The organism is Candidatus Thiodubiliella endoseptemdiera (genome assembly GCF_964212635.1).
Taxonomy (GTDB): Bacteria; Pseudomonadota; Gammaproteobacteria; order PS1; family Pseudothioglobaceae; genus Thiodubiliella; species Thiodubiliella endoseptemdiera.
In genome coordinates, this window is sequence record NZ_OZ156463.1 from 1,415,554 (window position 1) to 1,430,513 (window position 14,960).

The 14,960-nt window shown below is 40.3% G+C and carries 21 protein-coding genes; 17 read left to right on the plus strand and 4 right to left on the minus strand.

The window, feature by feature from the left end; genetic code table 11:
- Positions 1–15: 15 nt before the first annotated feature.
- The 6 genes from rpsK (at position 16) to AB8525_RS07805 (ending at position 3,193) form a co-directional block, all read left to right on the plus strand.
- Positions 16–399, plus strand: a complete 384-nt coding sequence (rpsK, locus tag AB8525_RS07780) for a 30S ribosomal protein S11 (protein WP_369150675.1) — start codon at positions 16–18, stop codon at positions 397–399.
- A 9-nt stretch (positions 400–408) separates the two neighbouring features.
- Positions 409–1,035 (plus strand): 30S ribosomal protein S4, encoded by a 627-nt coding sequence (rpsD, locus tag AB8525_RS07785; protein WP_369150677.1) that lies wholly within the window; start codon positions 409–411, stop codon positions 1,033–1,035.
- 10 nt (positions 1,036–1,045) lie between these two features.
- Positions 1,046–2,026: a DNA-directed RNA polymerase subunit alpha gene (gene rpoA / locus AB8525_RS07790; protein WP_369150679.1), complete on the plus strand. Its 981-nt coding sequence runs from the start codon at positions 1,046–1,048 to the stop codon at positions 2,024–2,026.
- 9 nt (positions 2,027–2,035) lie between these two features.
- Entirely contained in the window at positions 2,036–2,425 is a 390-nt protein-coding gene (gene rplQ / locus AB8525_RS07795; RefSeq protein ID WP_369150681.1) for a 50S ribosomal protein L17, read from the plus strand.
- A gap of 11 nt (positions 2,426–2,436) precedes the next feature.
- Positions 2,437–2,652, plus strand: coding sequence for a 30S ribosomal protein S21 (rpsU, locus tag AB8525_RS07800; RefSeq protein WP_369150683.1), 216 nt, complete (start codon positions 2,437–2,439; stop codon positions 2,650–2,652).
- Positions 2,653–2,746: 94 nt separating this feature from the next.
- Positions 2,747–3,193: a GatB/YqeY domain-containing protein gene (locus AB8525_RS07805; protein ID WP_369150685.1), complete on the plus strand. Its 447-nt coding sequence runs from the start codon at positions 2,747–2,749 to the stop codon at positions 3,191–3,193.
- A 13-nt stretch (positions 3,194–3,206) separates the two neighbouring features.
- Here AB8525_RS07805 and AB8525_RS07810 read toward each other — a convergent pair whose 3' ends face one another.
- Positions 3,207–3,356: a hypothetical protein gene (locus AB8525_RS07810; RefSeq protein WP_369150687.1), complete on the minus strand. Its 150-nt coding sequence runs from the start codon at positions 3,354–3,356 to the stop codon at positions 3,207–3,209.
- A gap of 55 nt (positions 3,357–3,411) precedes the next feature.
- Here AB8525_RS07810 and AB8525_RS07815 point away from each other — a divergent pair, with 55 nt between their 5' ends.
- From AB8525_RS07815 to AB8525_RS07825, 3 genes are read left to right on the plus strand one after another with little or no spacing between them, the layout of a single operon-like run.
- Entirely contained in the window at positions 3,412–4,137 is a 726-nt protein-coding gene (locus tag AB8525_RS07815) for a DUF3530 family protein (RefSeq protein WP_369150690.1), read from the plus strand.
- Complete coding sequence (locus AB8525_RS07820; protein ID WP_369177237.1) at positions 4,125–4,904, plus strand: sulfite exporter TauE/SafE family protein; 780 nt, start codon at positions 4,125–4,127, stop codon at positions 4,902–4,904. Before AB8525_RS07815 ends, AB8525_RS07820 begins: the two co-directional genes overlap by 13 nt.
- 23 nt (positions 4,905–4,927) lie before the next feature.
- Positions 4,928–5,146 (plus strand): hypothetical protein, encoded by a 219-nt coding sequence (locus AB8525_RS07825; protein ID WP_369177238.1) that lies wholly within the window; start codon positions 4,928–4,930, stop codon positions 5,144–5,146.
- Here AB8525_RS07825 and mpl read toward each other — a convergent pair.
- Entirely contained in the window at positions 5,053–6,363 is a 1,311-nt protein-coding gene (gene mpl, locus AB8525_RS07830) for a UDP-N-acetylmuramate:L-alanyl-gamma-D-glutamyl-meso-diaminopimelate ligase (protein WP_369179043.1), read from the minus strand. The two genes, AB8525_RS07825 and mpl, sit on opposite strands and share 94 nt — an antisense overlap.
- A 72-nt stretch (positions 6,364–6,435) precedes the next feature.
- On the opposite strand from mpl, the gene AB8525_RS07835 reads away from it, so the two are divergent.
- The 5 genes from AB8525_RS07835 (at position 6,436) to AB8525_RS07855 (ending at position 10,403) form a co-directional block, all read left to right on the plus strand.
- Positions 6,436–7,539 (plus strand): polynucleotide adenylyltransferase, encoded by a 1,104-nt coding sequence (locus AB8525_RS07835; RefSeq protein ID WP_369177240.1) that lies wholly within the window; start codon positions 6,436–6,438, stop codon positions 7,537–7,539.
- Positions 7,540–7,617: 78 nt separating this feature from the next.
- Positions 7,618–7,998 carry a hypothetical protein gene (locus AB8525_RS07840; RefSeq protein ID WP_369150696.1) on the plus strand — a complete coding sequence of 127 codons (381 nt, stop codon included), beginning with the start codon at positions 7,618–7,620 and terminating at the stop codon, positions 7,996–7,998.
- Positions 7,999–8,275: 277 nt separating this feature from the next.
- The gene (locus AB8525_RS07845) at positions 8,276–8,401 is read left to right on the plus strand and encodes a hypothetical protein (protein WP_369150697.1); all 126 of its coding nucleotides are present in this window, start codon (positions 8,276–8,278) and stop codon (positions 8,399–8,401) included.
- 78 nt (positions 8,402–8,479) lie between these two features.
- Positions 8,480–8,653 (plus strand): hypothetical protein, encoded by a 174-nt coding sequence (locus AB8525_RS07850; protein WP_369177242.1) that lies wholly within the window; start codon positions 8,480–8,482, stop codon positions 8,651–8,653.
- Positions 8,654–9,323: 670 nt separating this feature from the next.
- Positions 9,324–10,403, plus strand: a complete 1,080-nt coding sequence (locus AB8525_RS07855) for an autotransporter outer membrane beta-barrel domain-containing protein (protein WP_369177244.1) — start codon at positions 9,324–9,326, stop codon at positions 10,401–10,403.
- 126 nt (positions 10,404–10,529) lie between these two features.
- On the opposite strand, the gene AB8525_RS07860 is transcribed toward AB8525_RS07855, so the two are convergent.
- Together AB8525_RS07860 and yihA are read right to left on the minus strand one after the other, a co-directional pair.
- Complete coding sequence (locus tag AB8525_RS07860; RefSeq protein WP_369177246.1) at positions 10,530–13,007, minus strand: PD-(D/E)XK nuclease family protein; 2,478 nt, start codon at positions 13,005–13,007, stop codon at positions 10,530–10,532.
- Positions 12,997–13,596 (minus strand): ribosome biogenesis GTP-binding protein YihA/YsxC, encoded by a 600-nt coding sequence (gene yihA, locus AB8525_RS07865; protein ID WP_369150704.1) that lies wholly within the window; start codon positions 13,594–13,596, stop codon positions 12,997–12,999. Before yihA ends, AB8525_RS07860 begins: the two co-directional genes overlap by 11 nt.
- Positions 13,597–13,679: 83 nt before the next feature.
- Between yihA and AB8525_RS07870 the strand changes: the two genes are divergently transcribed.
- The 3 genes from AB8525_RS07870 (at position 13,680) to AB8525_RS07880 (ending at position 14,913) form a co-directional block, all read left to right on the plus strand.
- Positions 13,680–13,973 carry a cytochrome c gene (locus AB8525_RS07870; RefSeq protein ID WP_369150705.1) on the plus strand — a complete coding sequence of 98 codons (294 nt, stop codon included), beginning with the start codon at positions 13,680–13,682 and terminating at the stop codon, positions 13,971–13,973.
- Between the two features lie 123 nt (positions 13,974–14,096).
- Positions 14,097–14,738, plus strand: a complete 642-nt coding sequence (locus AB8525_RS07875) for a cytochrome c (RefSeq protein ID WP_369150708.1) — start codon at positions 14,097–14,099, stop codon at positions 14,736–14,738.
- Between the two features lie 28 nt (positions 14,739–14,766).
- The gene (locus tag AB8525_RS07880; protein WP_369149988.1) at positions 14,767–14,913 is read left to right on the plus strand and encodes a hypothetical protein; all 147 of its coding nucleotides are present in this window, start codon (positions 14,767–14,769) and stop codon (positions 14,911–14,913) included.
- Positions 14,914–14,960 lie beyond the last annotated feature (47 nt).

Here is a 14,960-nt window from a genome sequence, read left to right on the forward strand (position 1 = left end):
TTATAGGTAAATATTATGGCTAAGGCACCTGCAAAGAAAAAGAATAAAAAAGTCGTTACCGACGGTATTGCACATATTCATGCAACATTTAATAACACCATTGTTATGATTACAGACCGTCATGGCAACGCAGTATGCTGGGCAACTTCTGGTGGTTCTGGTTTTAGAGGTTCTAGAAAATCAACGCCATTTGCAGCGCAAGTAGCAGCGGGAAACTGTGGTGAAAAAGCACTGGCTTTTGGCATGAAGAACTTAGAAGTTCGTGTTAAGGGTCCTGGTCCTGGTAGAGATTCAGCCATTCGTGGTTTGAATGCAGAGGGCTTAAAAATTCAATCAATCACAGATGTGACGCCAATCCCTCATAACGGTTGTCGTCCTTCTAAGAAACGCAGAGTATAAGGATAAATTATGGCTAGATATACTGGACCTACTTGTAAATTAGCCCGTCGCGAAGGCACGGACTTATTTCTAAAAAGTGGCATTAGATCATTAGATTCTAAATGTAAAGTAACACAACTACCTGGCATGCACGGTGCAACTGCCCGTCAAGCAAAACCTACTGAATATGGTTTACAATTACGCGAAAAGCAAAAAGTAAGACGCATTTACGGTATTTTAGAAAAGCAATTCCGCTCATATTACAAGAAAGCCTCTCAAAAGAAAGGTTCAACAGGTGAAAACTTACTGAGTCTTTTAGAGTGTCGTCTTGACAATGTTGTTTACCGTATGGGTTTTGGTTCTACACGCGCCGAATCTAGACAATTGGTTTCGCATAAGTCTATTTTAGTAAATGGTTCAGTGGTTAACATTCCTTCTTACCAAGTGAGTGCTAATGATGAGATTTCTATTAGAGAAAAAGCAAAAAAACAAAGTCGTATTCAGTTGGCTGTTGAATTGTCTGAGCAAGGCGAACAGGCAGAATGGATTGATGTTGATATTAAGGCACTGAAAGGTGTATTTAAAAATGTTCCTGCTCGTGATGATTTGTCATCTGATATCGCAGAACATTTAATTGTTGAATTATATTCAAAATAAAGGGAATATTATGCAAGGAAGCGCAAAAGATTTTTTAAAGCCAAAGTTAGTTGAACTAACTGAAACAGCAAATAACCAATATAGAGTTATTCTTGAACCTTTGGAAAAGGGTTTTGGACATACTTTGGGTAATGCACTTAGGAGAACGCTATTGTCTTCTATGGCAGGTTCAGCAATCACAGAAGTAGCGATTGACGGTGTAATGCACGAATTTTCAACTATTGACAGTGTTCAAGAGGATGTCCTAGACATTCTGTTAAACCTTAAAGAGGTTTCAGTTGCACTAAATACATCTGAATCAACAGAAGTGGTTATTGATAAAAAAGGCCCTTGTGAAATTACAGTGGCTGATATTGAAGCAAATGGCACTGATGTAAAAGTATTTAATAAAGATAAAGTGATCGCTACTGTCAATGCAGGCGGACATATGCGTATGACACTTAAGATTGGCACGGGTATTGGTTATGATGCAGCAGTTGTGCGCGATGATGAAGCTTCAACGATTGGCGGTATGCAGTTAGATGCAAGTTTTTCACCTGTTAAGCGTGTCAGTTTTACAGTTGACGCAGCACGCGTTGAACAGAAAGTAAACCTTGACAAGCTTAATATTGAACTTGAAACAAATGGTTCTGTTAATGCGGAAGAAGCAATTAAGCGTGCGGCAACTATCTTACAAGAGCAGTTATCTTCATTTGTTGAATTAGAATTAGTTGAAGAAGAAGAAGCGTTACCGACTTCAGATGATTTTGACCCACAGTTGTTGGCAGCAGTAGATGAATTGGAGCTAACGGTTCGTAGTGCAAATTGCTTAAAAGCGGAGCAAATCTACTATATCGGTGATTTAATCCAGAAATCTGAGCAAGACTTACTGAGAACACCTAACTTAGGTCGTAAGTCATTAAATGAAATCAAAGAAGTATTAACTGATAAAGGTCTAATTTTAGGCACTGCCATTGAAAATTGGCCACCAGTTGATTTAATGAGTGAATAAGGAAATATCATGAGACATAGAAAGTCAGGTAGACAACTAAATCGTAATTCTTCTCATCGTAAAGCGATGTTCCAGAATATGGCAAATTCATTGTTTCTTCACGAAACAATCAGAACCACTTTACCAAAAGCAAAAGAACTTCGCCGTGTGGTAGAACCATTAATTACCAAAGCAAAAACAGATAGCGTTGCTGGTCGTCGCAATGTGTTTTCAAAATTACGCGACAGCGCAATGGTGGCTAAATTATTTACCCAGTTAGGTCCATTTTATAAGAGTCGTTCAGGCGGATATACCCGTATTCTTAAAGATGGTTTTCGTACTGGCGATAAAGCGCCAATGGCGATTGTTCAATTAGTTGATTTCGACAGCACTTCTGCTGACGATTCTACAGATTCATAAAGGAAATATATATGCCTTCAATTAAAGTAAGAGAGAACGAGCCATTTGATATCGCACTTAGACGCTTCCGTCGAACTTGTGACAGAGCGGGTGTTATTACCGATGTGCGTAAAAAAGAATTCTACGAAAAGCCAACTTGGGTGAATAAGCGTATGAAAGCAGCAGCGGTTAAGCGTACCCATAAAGAAAGGGCTAAAAACCGAATTCACCGCAAGCGTATGTATTAAAAAACTTGGCTGATTAAAATCACAAGCTATTTATTCAAAAATCAGTAATTTTTATTGCTGATTTTTTTTATTGAAACTAAACACAAGGGTTACGATGTCAGAATTAAAACAACGCATTATTAGCGATATGAAAACCGCGATGAAGGCGAAAGATAAAGACAGTTTAAAAGCCATTCGTATGATTTTAGGTGCGATTAAGCAAAAGGAAGTCGATGAACGCATTGAAGTTGATGATACTCAGGTATTGGCTGTCATTCAAAAAATGGTTAAACAGCGTAAAGACTCAATCTCACAATTCAAACAAGCAGGTCGTGATGATTTAGTTGAAGTAGAAGAAGCAGAATTGGTGATTATCAATCACTATATGCCTGCACAACTCTCAGATGCTGAAATTGCCACTGCCGTTGATAAAGCCATCGCTGATAGCGGTGCAAGTTCTATGGCAGATATGGGCAAACTGATGGGCATACTCAAGCTACAATTAGACGGTAAAGCAGATATGGGCGCAGTTTCTGCACTCATTAGAACTAAACTTTCTTAAGCACCCTTTCTAACTATTCGAGACCTTTGCATAAATAGGGATGATTAGCAAAATGACAGATTTTATTAAATTGGAAATTTTTTAAATCCACTCCTAGCAGGGCTAAGGGTGTTTTTAAAAAGTTTGTAATTTGATGAAAGATGGCGTTTTGATGATTATTCATATTTATGCAAAGGTCTCTATTCTATAATGAATTCATTTGCTCTTTGAGGTGAATTATGAAAATCTTATCAATTTTATTGCTCGTTAGTAATTTTTCTTTTGCACAAACTACGCCAGATTACGCTAAAGAAGGGCGTTGGGCAACACAGGTGGAAGACGGTTTAATGGATGGTGAAGTGGTGTGGTTAAATGCCAATGGACATAAGTTTATGTCACTTTATACACCCAGTGAAACTAAGACCAAGCGAACTGCACTTATTATTCATGGTTTGGGTGCTCATCCCGATTGGGCGCAAGTTATTCGGCCATTGCGCGTTGCATTGAGTGAAAAAGGTTGGCACACTTTATCCATTCAAATGCCAGTATTGGCAAATGATAAAAAGATAACTGAATATCTATTTTTGCTGACTCAGGCTGATAAGCGTATTAAAGTTGCAATTAATTATTTACAGCAACAAAGTTTAGATGCAGATGCAATTGTATCCCATAGTTTGGGTAGCGTAATGAGCGCACATTATTTAGATAATCAGCAGCATTCACTCAAATATTTTGTTGCCATTGGAATGCCAGATTTAGCAGTTAAATATTTGGCTAATATTCGCATTCCAATGTTAGATTTATATGGCACAGACGATATTAAGCCAGTACTTGACTCTGTTAACGAACGACTACAAGCCTCCAGTAACAATAAAAATTACATACAAAAAAAAGTGAATGCTGACCATTTTTTTAATGACAAGGATGAACTGCTCATTAACGAAGTAAGCACTTGGTTGAAATAATTTCTTTATTGGGTTTAGGTGTGTTCTCTGGCTTTATTGCTGGATTACTCGGTGTCGGTGGTGGGTTGATTATCGTTCCTGCATTGTTATATTTATTAGCAGGACAAGTTGAACAATCTATTCTAATGCACACCGCAGTTGGCACCGCATTGACAACGATTGTTTTTACTTCGCTTTCAAGTGTGCGAGCACATCATCAACACGGGGCAATCCACTGGCAATATTTTAGAAAACTGACGCCGATGATTTTACTTGGGGCATTTAGTGGGGCAATGCTGACTAAAATGATGAGTTTTGATTTTTTGCGGTTATTCCTTGCTGGGTTTGAAATTACCGTAGCAGCAATACTGTATTTTGGACTGAGTAGTTCAACCCACCTAGATAATTTGAGTCGTTGGGTTTGGTTGCTCGTTGGTTATCTCATTGGTTTGGTTTCTGCTATTGTTGGTATTGGCGGTGGCACGATGACCACACCGTTCTTAACCTACAATAAAGTTGATATTAAAAATGCTATTGCCACTTCGGCTGCCGTGGGGCTGCCAATTGCCATTGCAGGTGCGTTTGGATTCATTGTTGCAGGTTGGCATTTGAAAAATACTAGTGGCTTGGGTTTTATTGATACCCGAGCATTATTGAGTATTGTGGCAATGAGCGTAATTTTTGCCCCACTTGGTGCTAAGGTTTCTCACCAAGTTGACGGTAAGAAACTCAAAAAATTCTTTGCCTTATTTTTGGCGACATTAGGAATATTGGTTTTAAGTTTCTAATTTAGTGAGACCTTTGCATAAATATGAATAATCATCAAAACGCCATCTTTCATCAAATTACAAACTTTTTAAAAACACCCTTAGCCCTGCTAGGAGTGGATTTAAAAAATTTCCAATTTAATAAAATCTGTCATTTTGCTAATCATCCCTATTTATGCAAAGGTCTCTTAGTGATAAGTTTGCCAAAAATATCATCAAATCCGCCATTCGACATTATCACAAAATGCCCTTGTTTGATTTGACTAAGTGCGGTAACGATGTCTATAACGGAATCAAATAAACTGTTTTTATTAAATAAAGCATCAATATCCCAATCCTGACTGTCTGGTTTCAAAATCAATACTTGGTCAGCTTCACTTAATGCATCTACCAACGATTGTTGATGGACACCCGACTTCATCGTGTTAGAACGCAGTTCCAAAATGGCAATAATTTTTTCATTACCGATTTTAGCACGCAAGCCCAAAAGCGTCGTTTGAATGGCAGTAGGGTGGTGGGCAAAGTCATCGTATAAAGTAATATTATCCGTTTGATACTTCACTTCCAAGCGTCGTTTAACCCCTTGAAAAGTATTCAATGCTTCACAGGCAATAGCAAGTGGCACACCAGCATGATGGGCAGCATAGATTGCACTTAAACCATTTTGCATATTATGCTCACCCAAAAGATTCCAATCTACTGTGCTATTCTCAATATTAAATGAAGTGCCATTTTCACTCAACAATAGTTTAGAAGTAGGCAATATTTGTTGCTCTGAATAAATCCCCATATCCAGCACTTGGTCAATATTTTTATTACCTTGTGGATGAATAATCAGACCGCTATTAGGCACAGTGCGAATTAGGTGATGGAATTGTTTTTGAATATCTTTAATAGAATCAAAAATATCAGCATGGTCAAATTCAAGATTGTTAATCACCAAAGTTCGGGGCTGATAATGCACAAATTTTGAGCGTTTATCAAAAAAAGCAGTATCGTATTCATCGGCTTCGATGACGAAAAAATTAGACTCTGTCAAGCGTGAGGAGATACCAAAGTTTTCAGCCACGCCACCAATCAAAAAACTGGGGTTATAACCAGCATATTCTAAAATCCAAGCCAACATACTTGCCGTGGTGGTCTTTCCATGGGTACCAGCAACGGCAAGCACCCATTTATCACGCAACACATTTTCACACAACCATTGTGCGCCAGAAGTGTAAGTATAACGCTGATTTAAAATTTCTTCCACACAAGCATTACCCCGTGACAAAACATTCCCAATAATATAAATATCAGCCATAGGCAAATCTTCCACAGCGTAACCTTGCGTGTAATCAATATTTTGCTCATCAAGTTGGATGCTCATTGGCGGATAAACCCCCTGATCCTGCCCCGTTACTTTATGCCCAATTTGTTTAGCAATCAGTGCCAGCGACCCCATAAATGTGCCAGCAATACCAAGAATATGCAAGTGTATTTTTTCGTTTTTTGAATTCATTCGTGTATTATAGGCAAATCTTGTCTTTATTTATTCTGATTTCCCACAACAATGAAAAAGTATTTAGTTGGCGGTGCTGTCCGTGATTACCTATTGGGTATTGCCGATGACAATACCGAAAAAGATTGGCTGATTGTCGGCTCGTCACCAGAAGAGATGCTGGACTTAGGCTATCGTCAAGTAGGCAAAGAGTTCCCCGTATTTTTACACCCAGGTACACAAGAAGAATATGCACTTGCCAGAGTGGAACGCAAAGTGGGCAAGGGCTACAAAGGCTTTGAATTTGACACATCAAAAAGCGTTACCCTTGAACAAGATTTATCCCGTAGAGACTTAACCATTAACGCCATTGCCCAAAAAGACGGCGTATTATTCGACCCTTTTAATGGACAAGCCGATTTAAATAACGGCTTACTCAAACACATATCCACCGCATTTAGCGAAGACCCCGTGCGGATATTACGAGTGGCGCGTTTTGCCGCCCGCTTCAAAAAATTTGGCTTCAAAGTTGCCCATCCAACCCACCAACTTATGCAGCAAATGGTAACCTTGGGCGAGGTAGATGCCCTCACACCTGAGCGGGTTTTTAAAGAATTAGAAAAATCTTTATCCTATACAACCCCCTCCCCATTTTTTAAAGTTTTACTGGCTTGCGGTGCTTACGCCCGCGTTTTCCCTGCACTTAAAATACCCGACAATCTCCCTCACCAAAACCCATTCTTAATCTTGGACAATCTTAATACCAAGCCACAAATAAAATTTGCCATTTGGCTAAAAGACGAAAAACAAACCGCCATTACCGCATTATGTAAACGCATTAAATGCCCAAAAAAATACCAAGAACTCTCCAAACTTGTTAATCAATACCACCACTTTGCCAATAAATTTGATACACAATCTAGCAATGAAATAGTCGATTTTTTTGCCAAAACCGACGCACTCAGACGACAAGAGCGATTTACAGAGTTACTCACAACTTTTGAATTATTAGATATTGATGTTAGCCGCATTATTGAACTCAGAAATCTGCTAAATGCAATCGACATCTCCCAACTGAATCCAGAAAATATTGGCGTTGAAATTCAAGCCAAAAGACGAAATGTTATTGCGTTATATCAAAATATCAGACCAACCCCAACGAATACCATTTTGTAAAAATAATGCCCACCAAAAACCCCACACACCCCCGCTTTTTTAGGGATAATAACCCACTTAAAACTAATCAAAACCCCCATGAACAAAACCAATGTAGATGATATGCTCATCGAGATGATTACCCCCAAAGTCAAGGAAATTGAGGAACGCTTTTCTCAAGGAAAAGGCCTGTCCCAAGACGACATCAACACTTTACTACTCAAATCCCAATACAACCACATCAACCACCTTGATCTAAAACTCAACGAGGTAACCGACAGCGTCATTGCCCTAGAAAACAAATTCGACGGCAAATTCTCCAAACTAGAAGGCAAATTCACCGCCCTAGAAGGCAAATTCACCTTACTCGCCGAACAAGTTGAGCATTCCATCCAAAAATCCCTAAACAAAAATATGGTGCTACTAATAATCGTCATGGGCGGTTTTGTAACCCTTTCTAAAATCATCGACAAATTTTAATCCACCTCTTGACAAGGTCTCAAAACTAGGGATAATACCCAACTTATGAAATTTACATATAATACCGCACCGCACCGCACCGCACCGCACCGCACCGCACCGCACCGCACCGCACCGCACCGCACCGCACCGCACCGCACCGCACCGCACCGCACCGCACCGCACCGCACCGCACCGCACCGCACAGCACAGCACAGCACAGCACAGCACAGCACAGCACAGCACAGCACACGCAATTAGCAATATCTAACACCAACCCCGAACGGCGTCTAACACAATGAACGCCTACATATTCTCCACCCCCGACAAAGTCGGTCAATTCTGCCATCTATCCGCCCGCTACGGCATCACCAGCGGCGAAGTCGGCACCTACAGCACCAATTTCTCATTCGCCATTACTTAATAGACAAATTTTCTCACATACCTTTTAGGTCTTAACTTATTAAGACCCATTTTTTACTTTCCTTCAGGAGTTATTATTATGAATACCATCAACACACTTTCTCGTTTTGTTATCAGTGCTTTTTTGCTTTTGCTTACCACTCAAGCCTTTGCCACCCTCAACCCTAACCCTGCTACCAAAGAGTACCATGTTATTACTAATTTTGTAAATACTCCATTTGTAACAACCGATAGCAGAGGAAGCACATGTTAGTATCACTCTAAACGGAGTTCCTAAAACAAGTTGTGCTCTAAAGTCACCAACTGAAAGTAGTGGCGAATACACTCATACAATAAATTTTTGCACTTTCACTCTTGCAGAGATAGGTTTAGTAGCAGGCGATATTATTGACTTAACTTCCGCATCTTATTCTAATTTTGATGGCTACACTCTTTGCATCGACGGCAACTGCGGCGGCAGCCTCGCCATCAATTCTACTGCCACCCTAACCACCAACGAAGGCACCAGCAAAACCCACACTTTAGTAGCCAGCGATGATACTGCCACCTTTAGCATTCTTGAAAACCCCAGCAATCTATTCTCCCTCAGCGGCACCAACAACAACACCCTAACTTTTAACGGCAGCACCACCGACTTTGAAACCACCCCCAACACCTACACCGTCAAAGTCAAAGCCTCCACCGGCACTGGCGACGACAACAACGCCGAGCAAGTCATCACCCTTACCCTCAACAATGTAGATGAAGCCACCACAGGCGTCAACATCACTGGCGGTGGCAAAACCAGCATCAACAAAACCGTTACCCTCACCGCCAACGCCTTTGACCCCGACACCGCCCTTACTTATGTTTGGACAGCCCCTACTGGCATCACCCTGAGTGCCACCGACACCAAAACCGTTACCTTTGACACCACTGCTGCTATGGAAGGCGAAGAATTTACCTTCAAAGTGGCCGTAAATGGCATCGAAGCCACCACCACCGTTACCGTCAACAATGCTGAAATCATCGCCACCGCCGTGCGTAAAGAATCCAAAGCAGCCACCAAAGTGCTACTCTCCAGAGTCAGAAAAACGGTGATGGGCAGGCTCTCTCACCTTCGTCAAAAGCAAAACCAACAAAGTAGTTTTACTAACGGCTTTGTCAACGGCATTCAAATCAACTTCGCCAATAGCAACCCCGGCACGGCGTTTAATCAAGTGCTAAATGCCAATGGAATGTCCAGCACCATTCCCACCCCTAATCACAAGATTAACCGCTGGGACACTTGGACAAGTGCCAAAATCATCATCGGTGAAAGCAACGGCACAGGCACCAACAAAACTGAGTTTAACCTCAAATCCATCAATGTTGGACTTGACAGACGCATTGACAAAACCAAAACAATCGGTTTCGCTTTAGGCTTAGGCAAGGAAGACCGCAGCGCCACCGGCACCGACTTCACAGGCGATGTGGACACCACCCAATACACACTCTCCAGTTACGGTGCATTAGAACTCAACCAACACACCGCCATTGAAGCCGTCCTCGGCATTGCCAAAGGCACCCACAAAGTCAACTCCACCACCACCAGCGACAACCAAAACAGCAACGGCTATTTCGCCTCCGTCGCCTATCGTGGCAATATGCAAAAAGGAAAATTAGACCTTTCCCCCTACGCAAGATACGACATCAGCCGCATCAAAATGAAAGCCACCGACGCCCTTACCAACAGCGAAACCACCACCGACGAAGCCCTTGCCATCGGTGTTGACATCAATCACACCAGCGATTACGAAGACGGCAACCTCACCCGCTTCGCCAACCTCGAATACAAATCCGACATTCGCAGAGAAGGTACCACCTACATCAGCCAAAACGCCGAGCAAGAAATAAGCCTAAAACTAGGCATCACCTACCAAAAAGGCGACACCAACACCACCATCAACTACCAACGCACCCAATCCACCAACAACAAAGCCCACAGCAACGGCATCGAAGGCACCCTCCGCTGGAAGTTCTAATTGACAAGGTTCGACCTTGTCAATTAAAAACCCAGTTTAATTACTGGGTTTTTTTTGTAGGAGTAACTTCACTATTTTCTCATTCCTATGCTGCGTGTGGGAATGAGGTGGTATTTTTTAGTGTCATTATTTTTTAATGCGACAGAGTGCATCGTATTCACAATATTGGCAAGCAATTTTATTAGGTAAAACTTGTGCTTTGCCCTGTTGAAAATCTTGGCTGGCAGCGTTTAGTATTTTTTCCCAAATGATGATTTGTTCATCCCATTCTTTACAGGAATTTCTAGCAGATTGCTTGGGCAGGGATTCTTCGTCTTTTGATAGTCCTTTGATGCTGATTTTGTCGGCATTGAGCTGGATGAATGCGATACCTTGCGTATCTTTACTTGTTGCGTAGATGGGTAATTGCGGTTCTTGGATGGCTTCGCCACACCAGTGACTGACGGTAGGATTTCCGGTTTTGTAGTCAAAAATAACTTTATCGCCGTTGTCCATTTCATCGAGTCGGTCGAGTCGGGTGGTGAATTGTAATCCAGAGACGACGGCGTGCATTTCTTCTTCGGTAGATACTACGGTGAAGGGGTTTCTAGTTTTTTCTATGGCAATGAATTGGTGGAGGATTTGGGTAATTCTGATTTGTTCAATGTTTTTAAAACCTGATTCATCATAATAATTAAGTGCAGACAGTATTTTTTGCTGAATTAATCCTTCTAACTTATCATCGTCTAATGCCAATAATGCTTTTTGTGTGTGGATGTCTTGGTAAAAATATTGCAAGGCTTTGTGGATAATATTGCCTTGTTCCATTCTACTTAGTCCGATGTGTGGTTCGTTAAAAGTGTGTGTTTTTAGTCGGTGGGTAAAGCCTTTGAATGCACATGCCATTTGGTCTTTTAAGATTCCGACACCGTTGTTTACTTGGGTATCTGTGATTGGATTAGACTGGGTATCTGTTAGATTATCCATTACTACAGGCTGATATTTGTGTGCAGATGGTGGGTGGTGGGTGGTGAATTCAAATAAAGGAGTGGGTTGCTGTTCGCTTTGAAAATGGGTTTTGGCATAAGAGAAAATCACCGACTTTGCTAAGTGCGTTAAATTGTTGAGTGTGTCTTGTGCGTCTTTACTAATCAATGCAAAATTACTGTGTGGAATTTGGTGCTGCTGGGCAATATCACTGGGGATAAAACGCGGTGCATTGAGTGCAACGGGCAAAAATTCATCGGTCATTCCTACTACCCAGGCATAATCAAAAACCAAGCCTTCGGCTTCTAAACTGCCGAGTATTTGAATCGGTGTTTTGGCTGATTGGGCTTGGAAAATCACTTGCGATAGCCACTTTTTTAAATCTAAAATGGCATTTAACATTGTTATCGTTTCGCTTGCTTGTGACAGTTGATTGAGTCCTAAACGGGCAGATTGGTATTTGTTAAAAAGTTGATATTCCGTACTGGATAAGGTTCTGTCAACGGCAAAACCCCAGTTTTGCAAACAGTTATCAAATAATGACAGCCATTGATCGTGGGGTTGTTTTGTCTTTGACACTTGTGTAAGGGTGAACTGTATGCTATTTTTGAGTTGTGGCGTGGCGTCTAAAATATTTTTTAAATGAGAAAATCGAAAATGTGTTTTTTCAAGTTTTAGCACTTTATTTACTAATAAAGCACGAGCTGATTGTTCTTTTTGCGCGTCAGAAATATAGGGTGAAGTGATGACTGCATTAAAAGTATCGGTGCTAATATGGTTGCTTTGCAGTTGTTGGCACAGCGTCAAAATATTGAGAATATGGCGAATTAACGGATAGTCGCTCAAGGGCAGACCTAGGGAAATATTATAAGATTTTCCCCCTGTTTCAATCAGCGTATTAGAAAATACTTGGTCAAAGATAGATTTTATTTGATGATGCTCACGGTTCAAAGTTGGGCAGACAATGGCAATATATTTGTCAGGGTTCTGTGCGTGTAAATCCTTTGCCCACTGTGCGACTGTGTTGATTTCATCCTCAGTTGTTTGAAAAATTTGATTGTCATTTTGTGGATTTTTTGGTTCGCCTTTCAGCACTTGATAGCCAATTTTATCTAAAAGTAACGACTGCACGGGCGTTAGCGTTTTAAAACCATAAATATAAGGTTTGCTAATCTCAATAGGGTGTTTAATCACCAATGCTGATAAATCATTGATGTCCAGTAGATTGTTATTCTTTTTGGTCTGCTGATAATCTTCCATCCAATCTACGAATAAGATGCAATTGGTAATATTTGTTTGCGATAATTGAGCGTATTCAATTAGATGGTTTTTGCAATAATCGTTGTTTTTAATCACTTCATCTAATAGACGGCTATTGACTTCATTTTGCCCCAATTTCAACATTGAGCGTTCAATTAGGGTGCGGGATTCATTGTTTGAGAGTAATCGTTGCGATGAATTAGGTTCAAGGAATTGCCAAGATTCTTGTAAAAATTGTTGCCAAGACAGAGCTTTTGGCAAAGCAGAATTGCCTTTTTGCAATCCCCAAGTTTTTTGAAATGCTAAAACTTGACGATTATTTGCCAAGATAACCGTGTCAGTTTGACTGAGTTTGCTGGTGTCAGCGTTAATCCACATAGGCAAAAAAAGTGTCTAATCTTGCACCTAATAAATCTAAGCCCTGTTTTTTTAAACTGGAAAACAATTGCACTTGTACATAAGGATAAGACTCAATCGCGCGTTTAACTTTCATTAATGCGTTACTAGCAGCACCTTTTTTAATCTTGTCAGATTTGGTTAAAATAATCTGTGTGGGTAAATTCACATTTATACACCAATCTAGCATCATCTGATCAAACGGTGTTAGCGGGCGACGCACATCCATCACCAGCACTGCACCTGCTAAACAATTGCGTTTTGCAAAATATTCGCCCATATCAATTTGCCATTGCTTTTTCACCGCCTCAGGCACTTTGGCATATCCATAACCTGGTAAATCCACTAAACGCCGATCTTCATCCAATTCAAAAAACACTAAATGCTGTGTTCTGCCAGGGGTGCGAGAAACTTTTGCCAACTTTTTTTGTAAAGTAATGGTGTTAATGGCACTGGATTTACCCGCATTTGAACGACCAGCAAAAATCACTTCATAGCCTTGATCTGGCGGACAGCCTTTTAGTGACGGGCAGGAGAGTAAAAATTTTGCGGGGTGATAATTATTGCTCATGTTGATATAAGGAAGGTATAATATTGCACTATGGTAAAAGGTACCATTATATATTTTAATAAAATAAAAATCAGGAGATAATTATGTTTTCAACAACAAAAAAAGTTTTAGTAGTAACGGCGGCAGTAATGTCAATGAGTTCAATGGTTCAAGCAGGTGTTCCAGCGGCTTATACTCCTTGTTCTGCTTGTCACGGTGCTACAGGTAAATCAGCTATTCCAATTTATCCTAGCCTTGCTGGGCAACAAGCGGCTTATATTGTTAAGCAACTTAAAGACTTTCAGTCGGGTGCACGCAAAGACCCAACTATGAGTGCAATGGCAGGTTTGGCTAAAGGACATGAGCAAGAAATCGCTGATTGGTTAGCGACACAATAATTATTTTTTAAACAGTTTAAATAAATAATAAAAACCTTTGCATTTTGCAAAGGTTTTTTTATTTTGAGGTTTAATATTGCGTATAATGTCGCCTTATTTTTTCGCATAAAAGGAAAACCCATTATGAATAAATTAGCACTAATTTTTACCTTAACATTGACTTTAATTTCAACGCAGTCTTTCGCCACAGGTGATGTAACACAAGGAAAAGCCAAATCAGTTACTTGTATTGCTTGTCATGGTGTTGACGGTAATTCAATCGCACCTACTTTTCCAAAAATTGCAGGACAGAATGAAGATTACCTAATAAAACAGCTTAAAGAATTTAAAACAGGTTCCCGTGTTGATGCTGTAATGGCAGGGATGGTTGCACCACTCACCAAGGCAGATATCGCTAACTTAGCTGCTTATTATGCATCGCAAAAAGTTTCCTCAGGTGTTCCTGCGACAGGAGATGCTCTTGTGTTGGGGCAAAAGATTTATCGTGGTGGCAAAAAATCAACTGATGTTACCGCTTGCATTGCTTGTCACGGTCCACAAGGCAAAGGTGTGCCATCAGCAGGTTTTCCAGCATTGGCATCGCAACATTCAATGTATATTGCTAAACAGCTTAAATTATTCCGTCAGTATTCAATCAACTTGCAAACAGGTGAAAACAAGCCGAGCAGAACGAATGACTATGAAGGTATGATGATTAACTTTACTAAGAATTTAACCAATAAAGAGATTGACGCAGTTTCAGCCTATATCTCTGGTTTGAAATAAATATATTTTTAGAGACCTTTGCATAAATATGAATAATCATCAAAACGCCATCTTTCATCAAATTACAAACTTTTTAAAAACACCCTTAGCCCTGCTAGGAGTGGATTTAAAAAATTTCCAATTTAATAAAATCTGTCATTTTGCTAATCATCCCTATTTATGCAAAGGTCTCTAAAAAAGGCAGTATTTACTGCCTTTTTTATTGCCTGTAATTCAGGTATA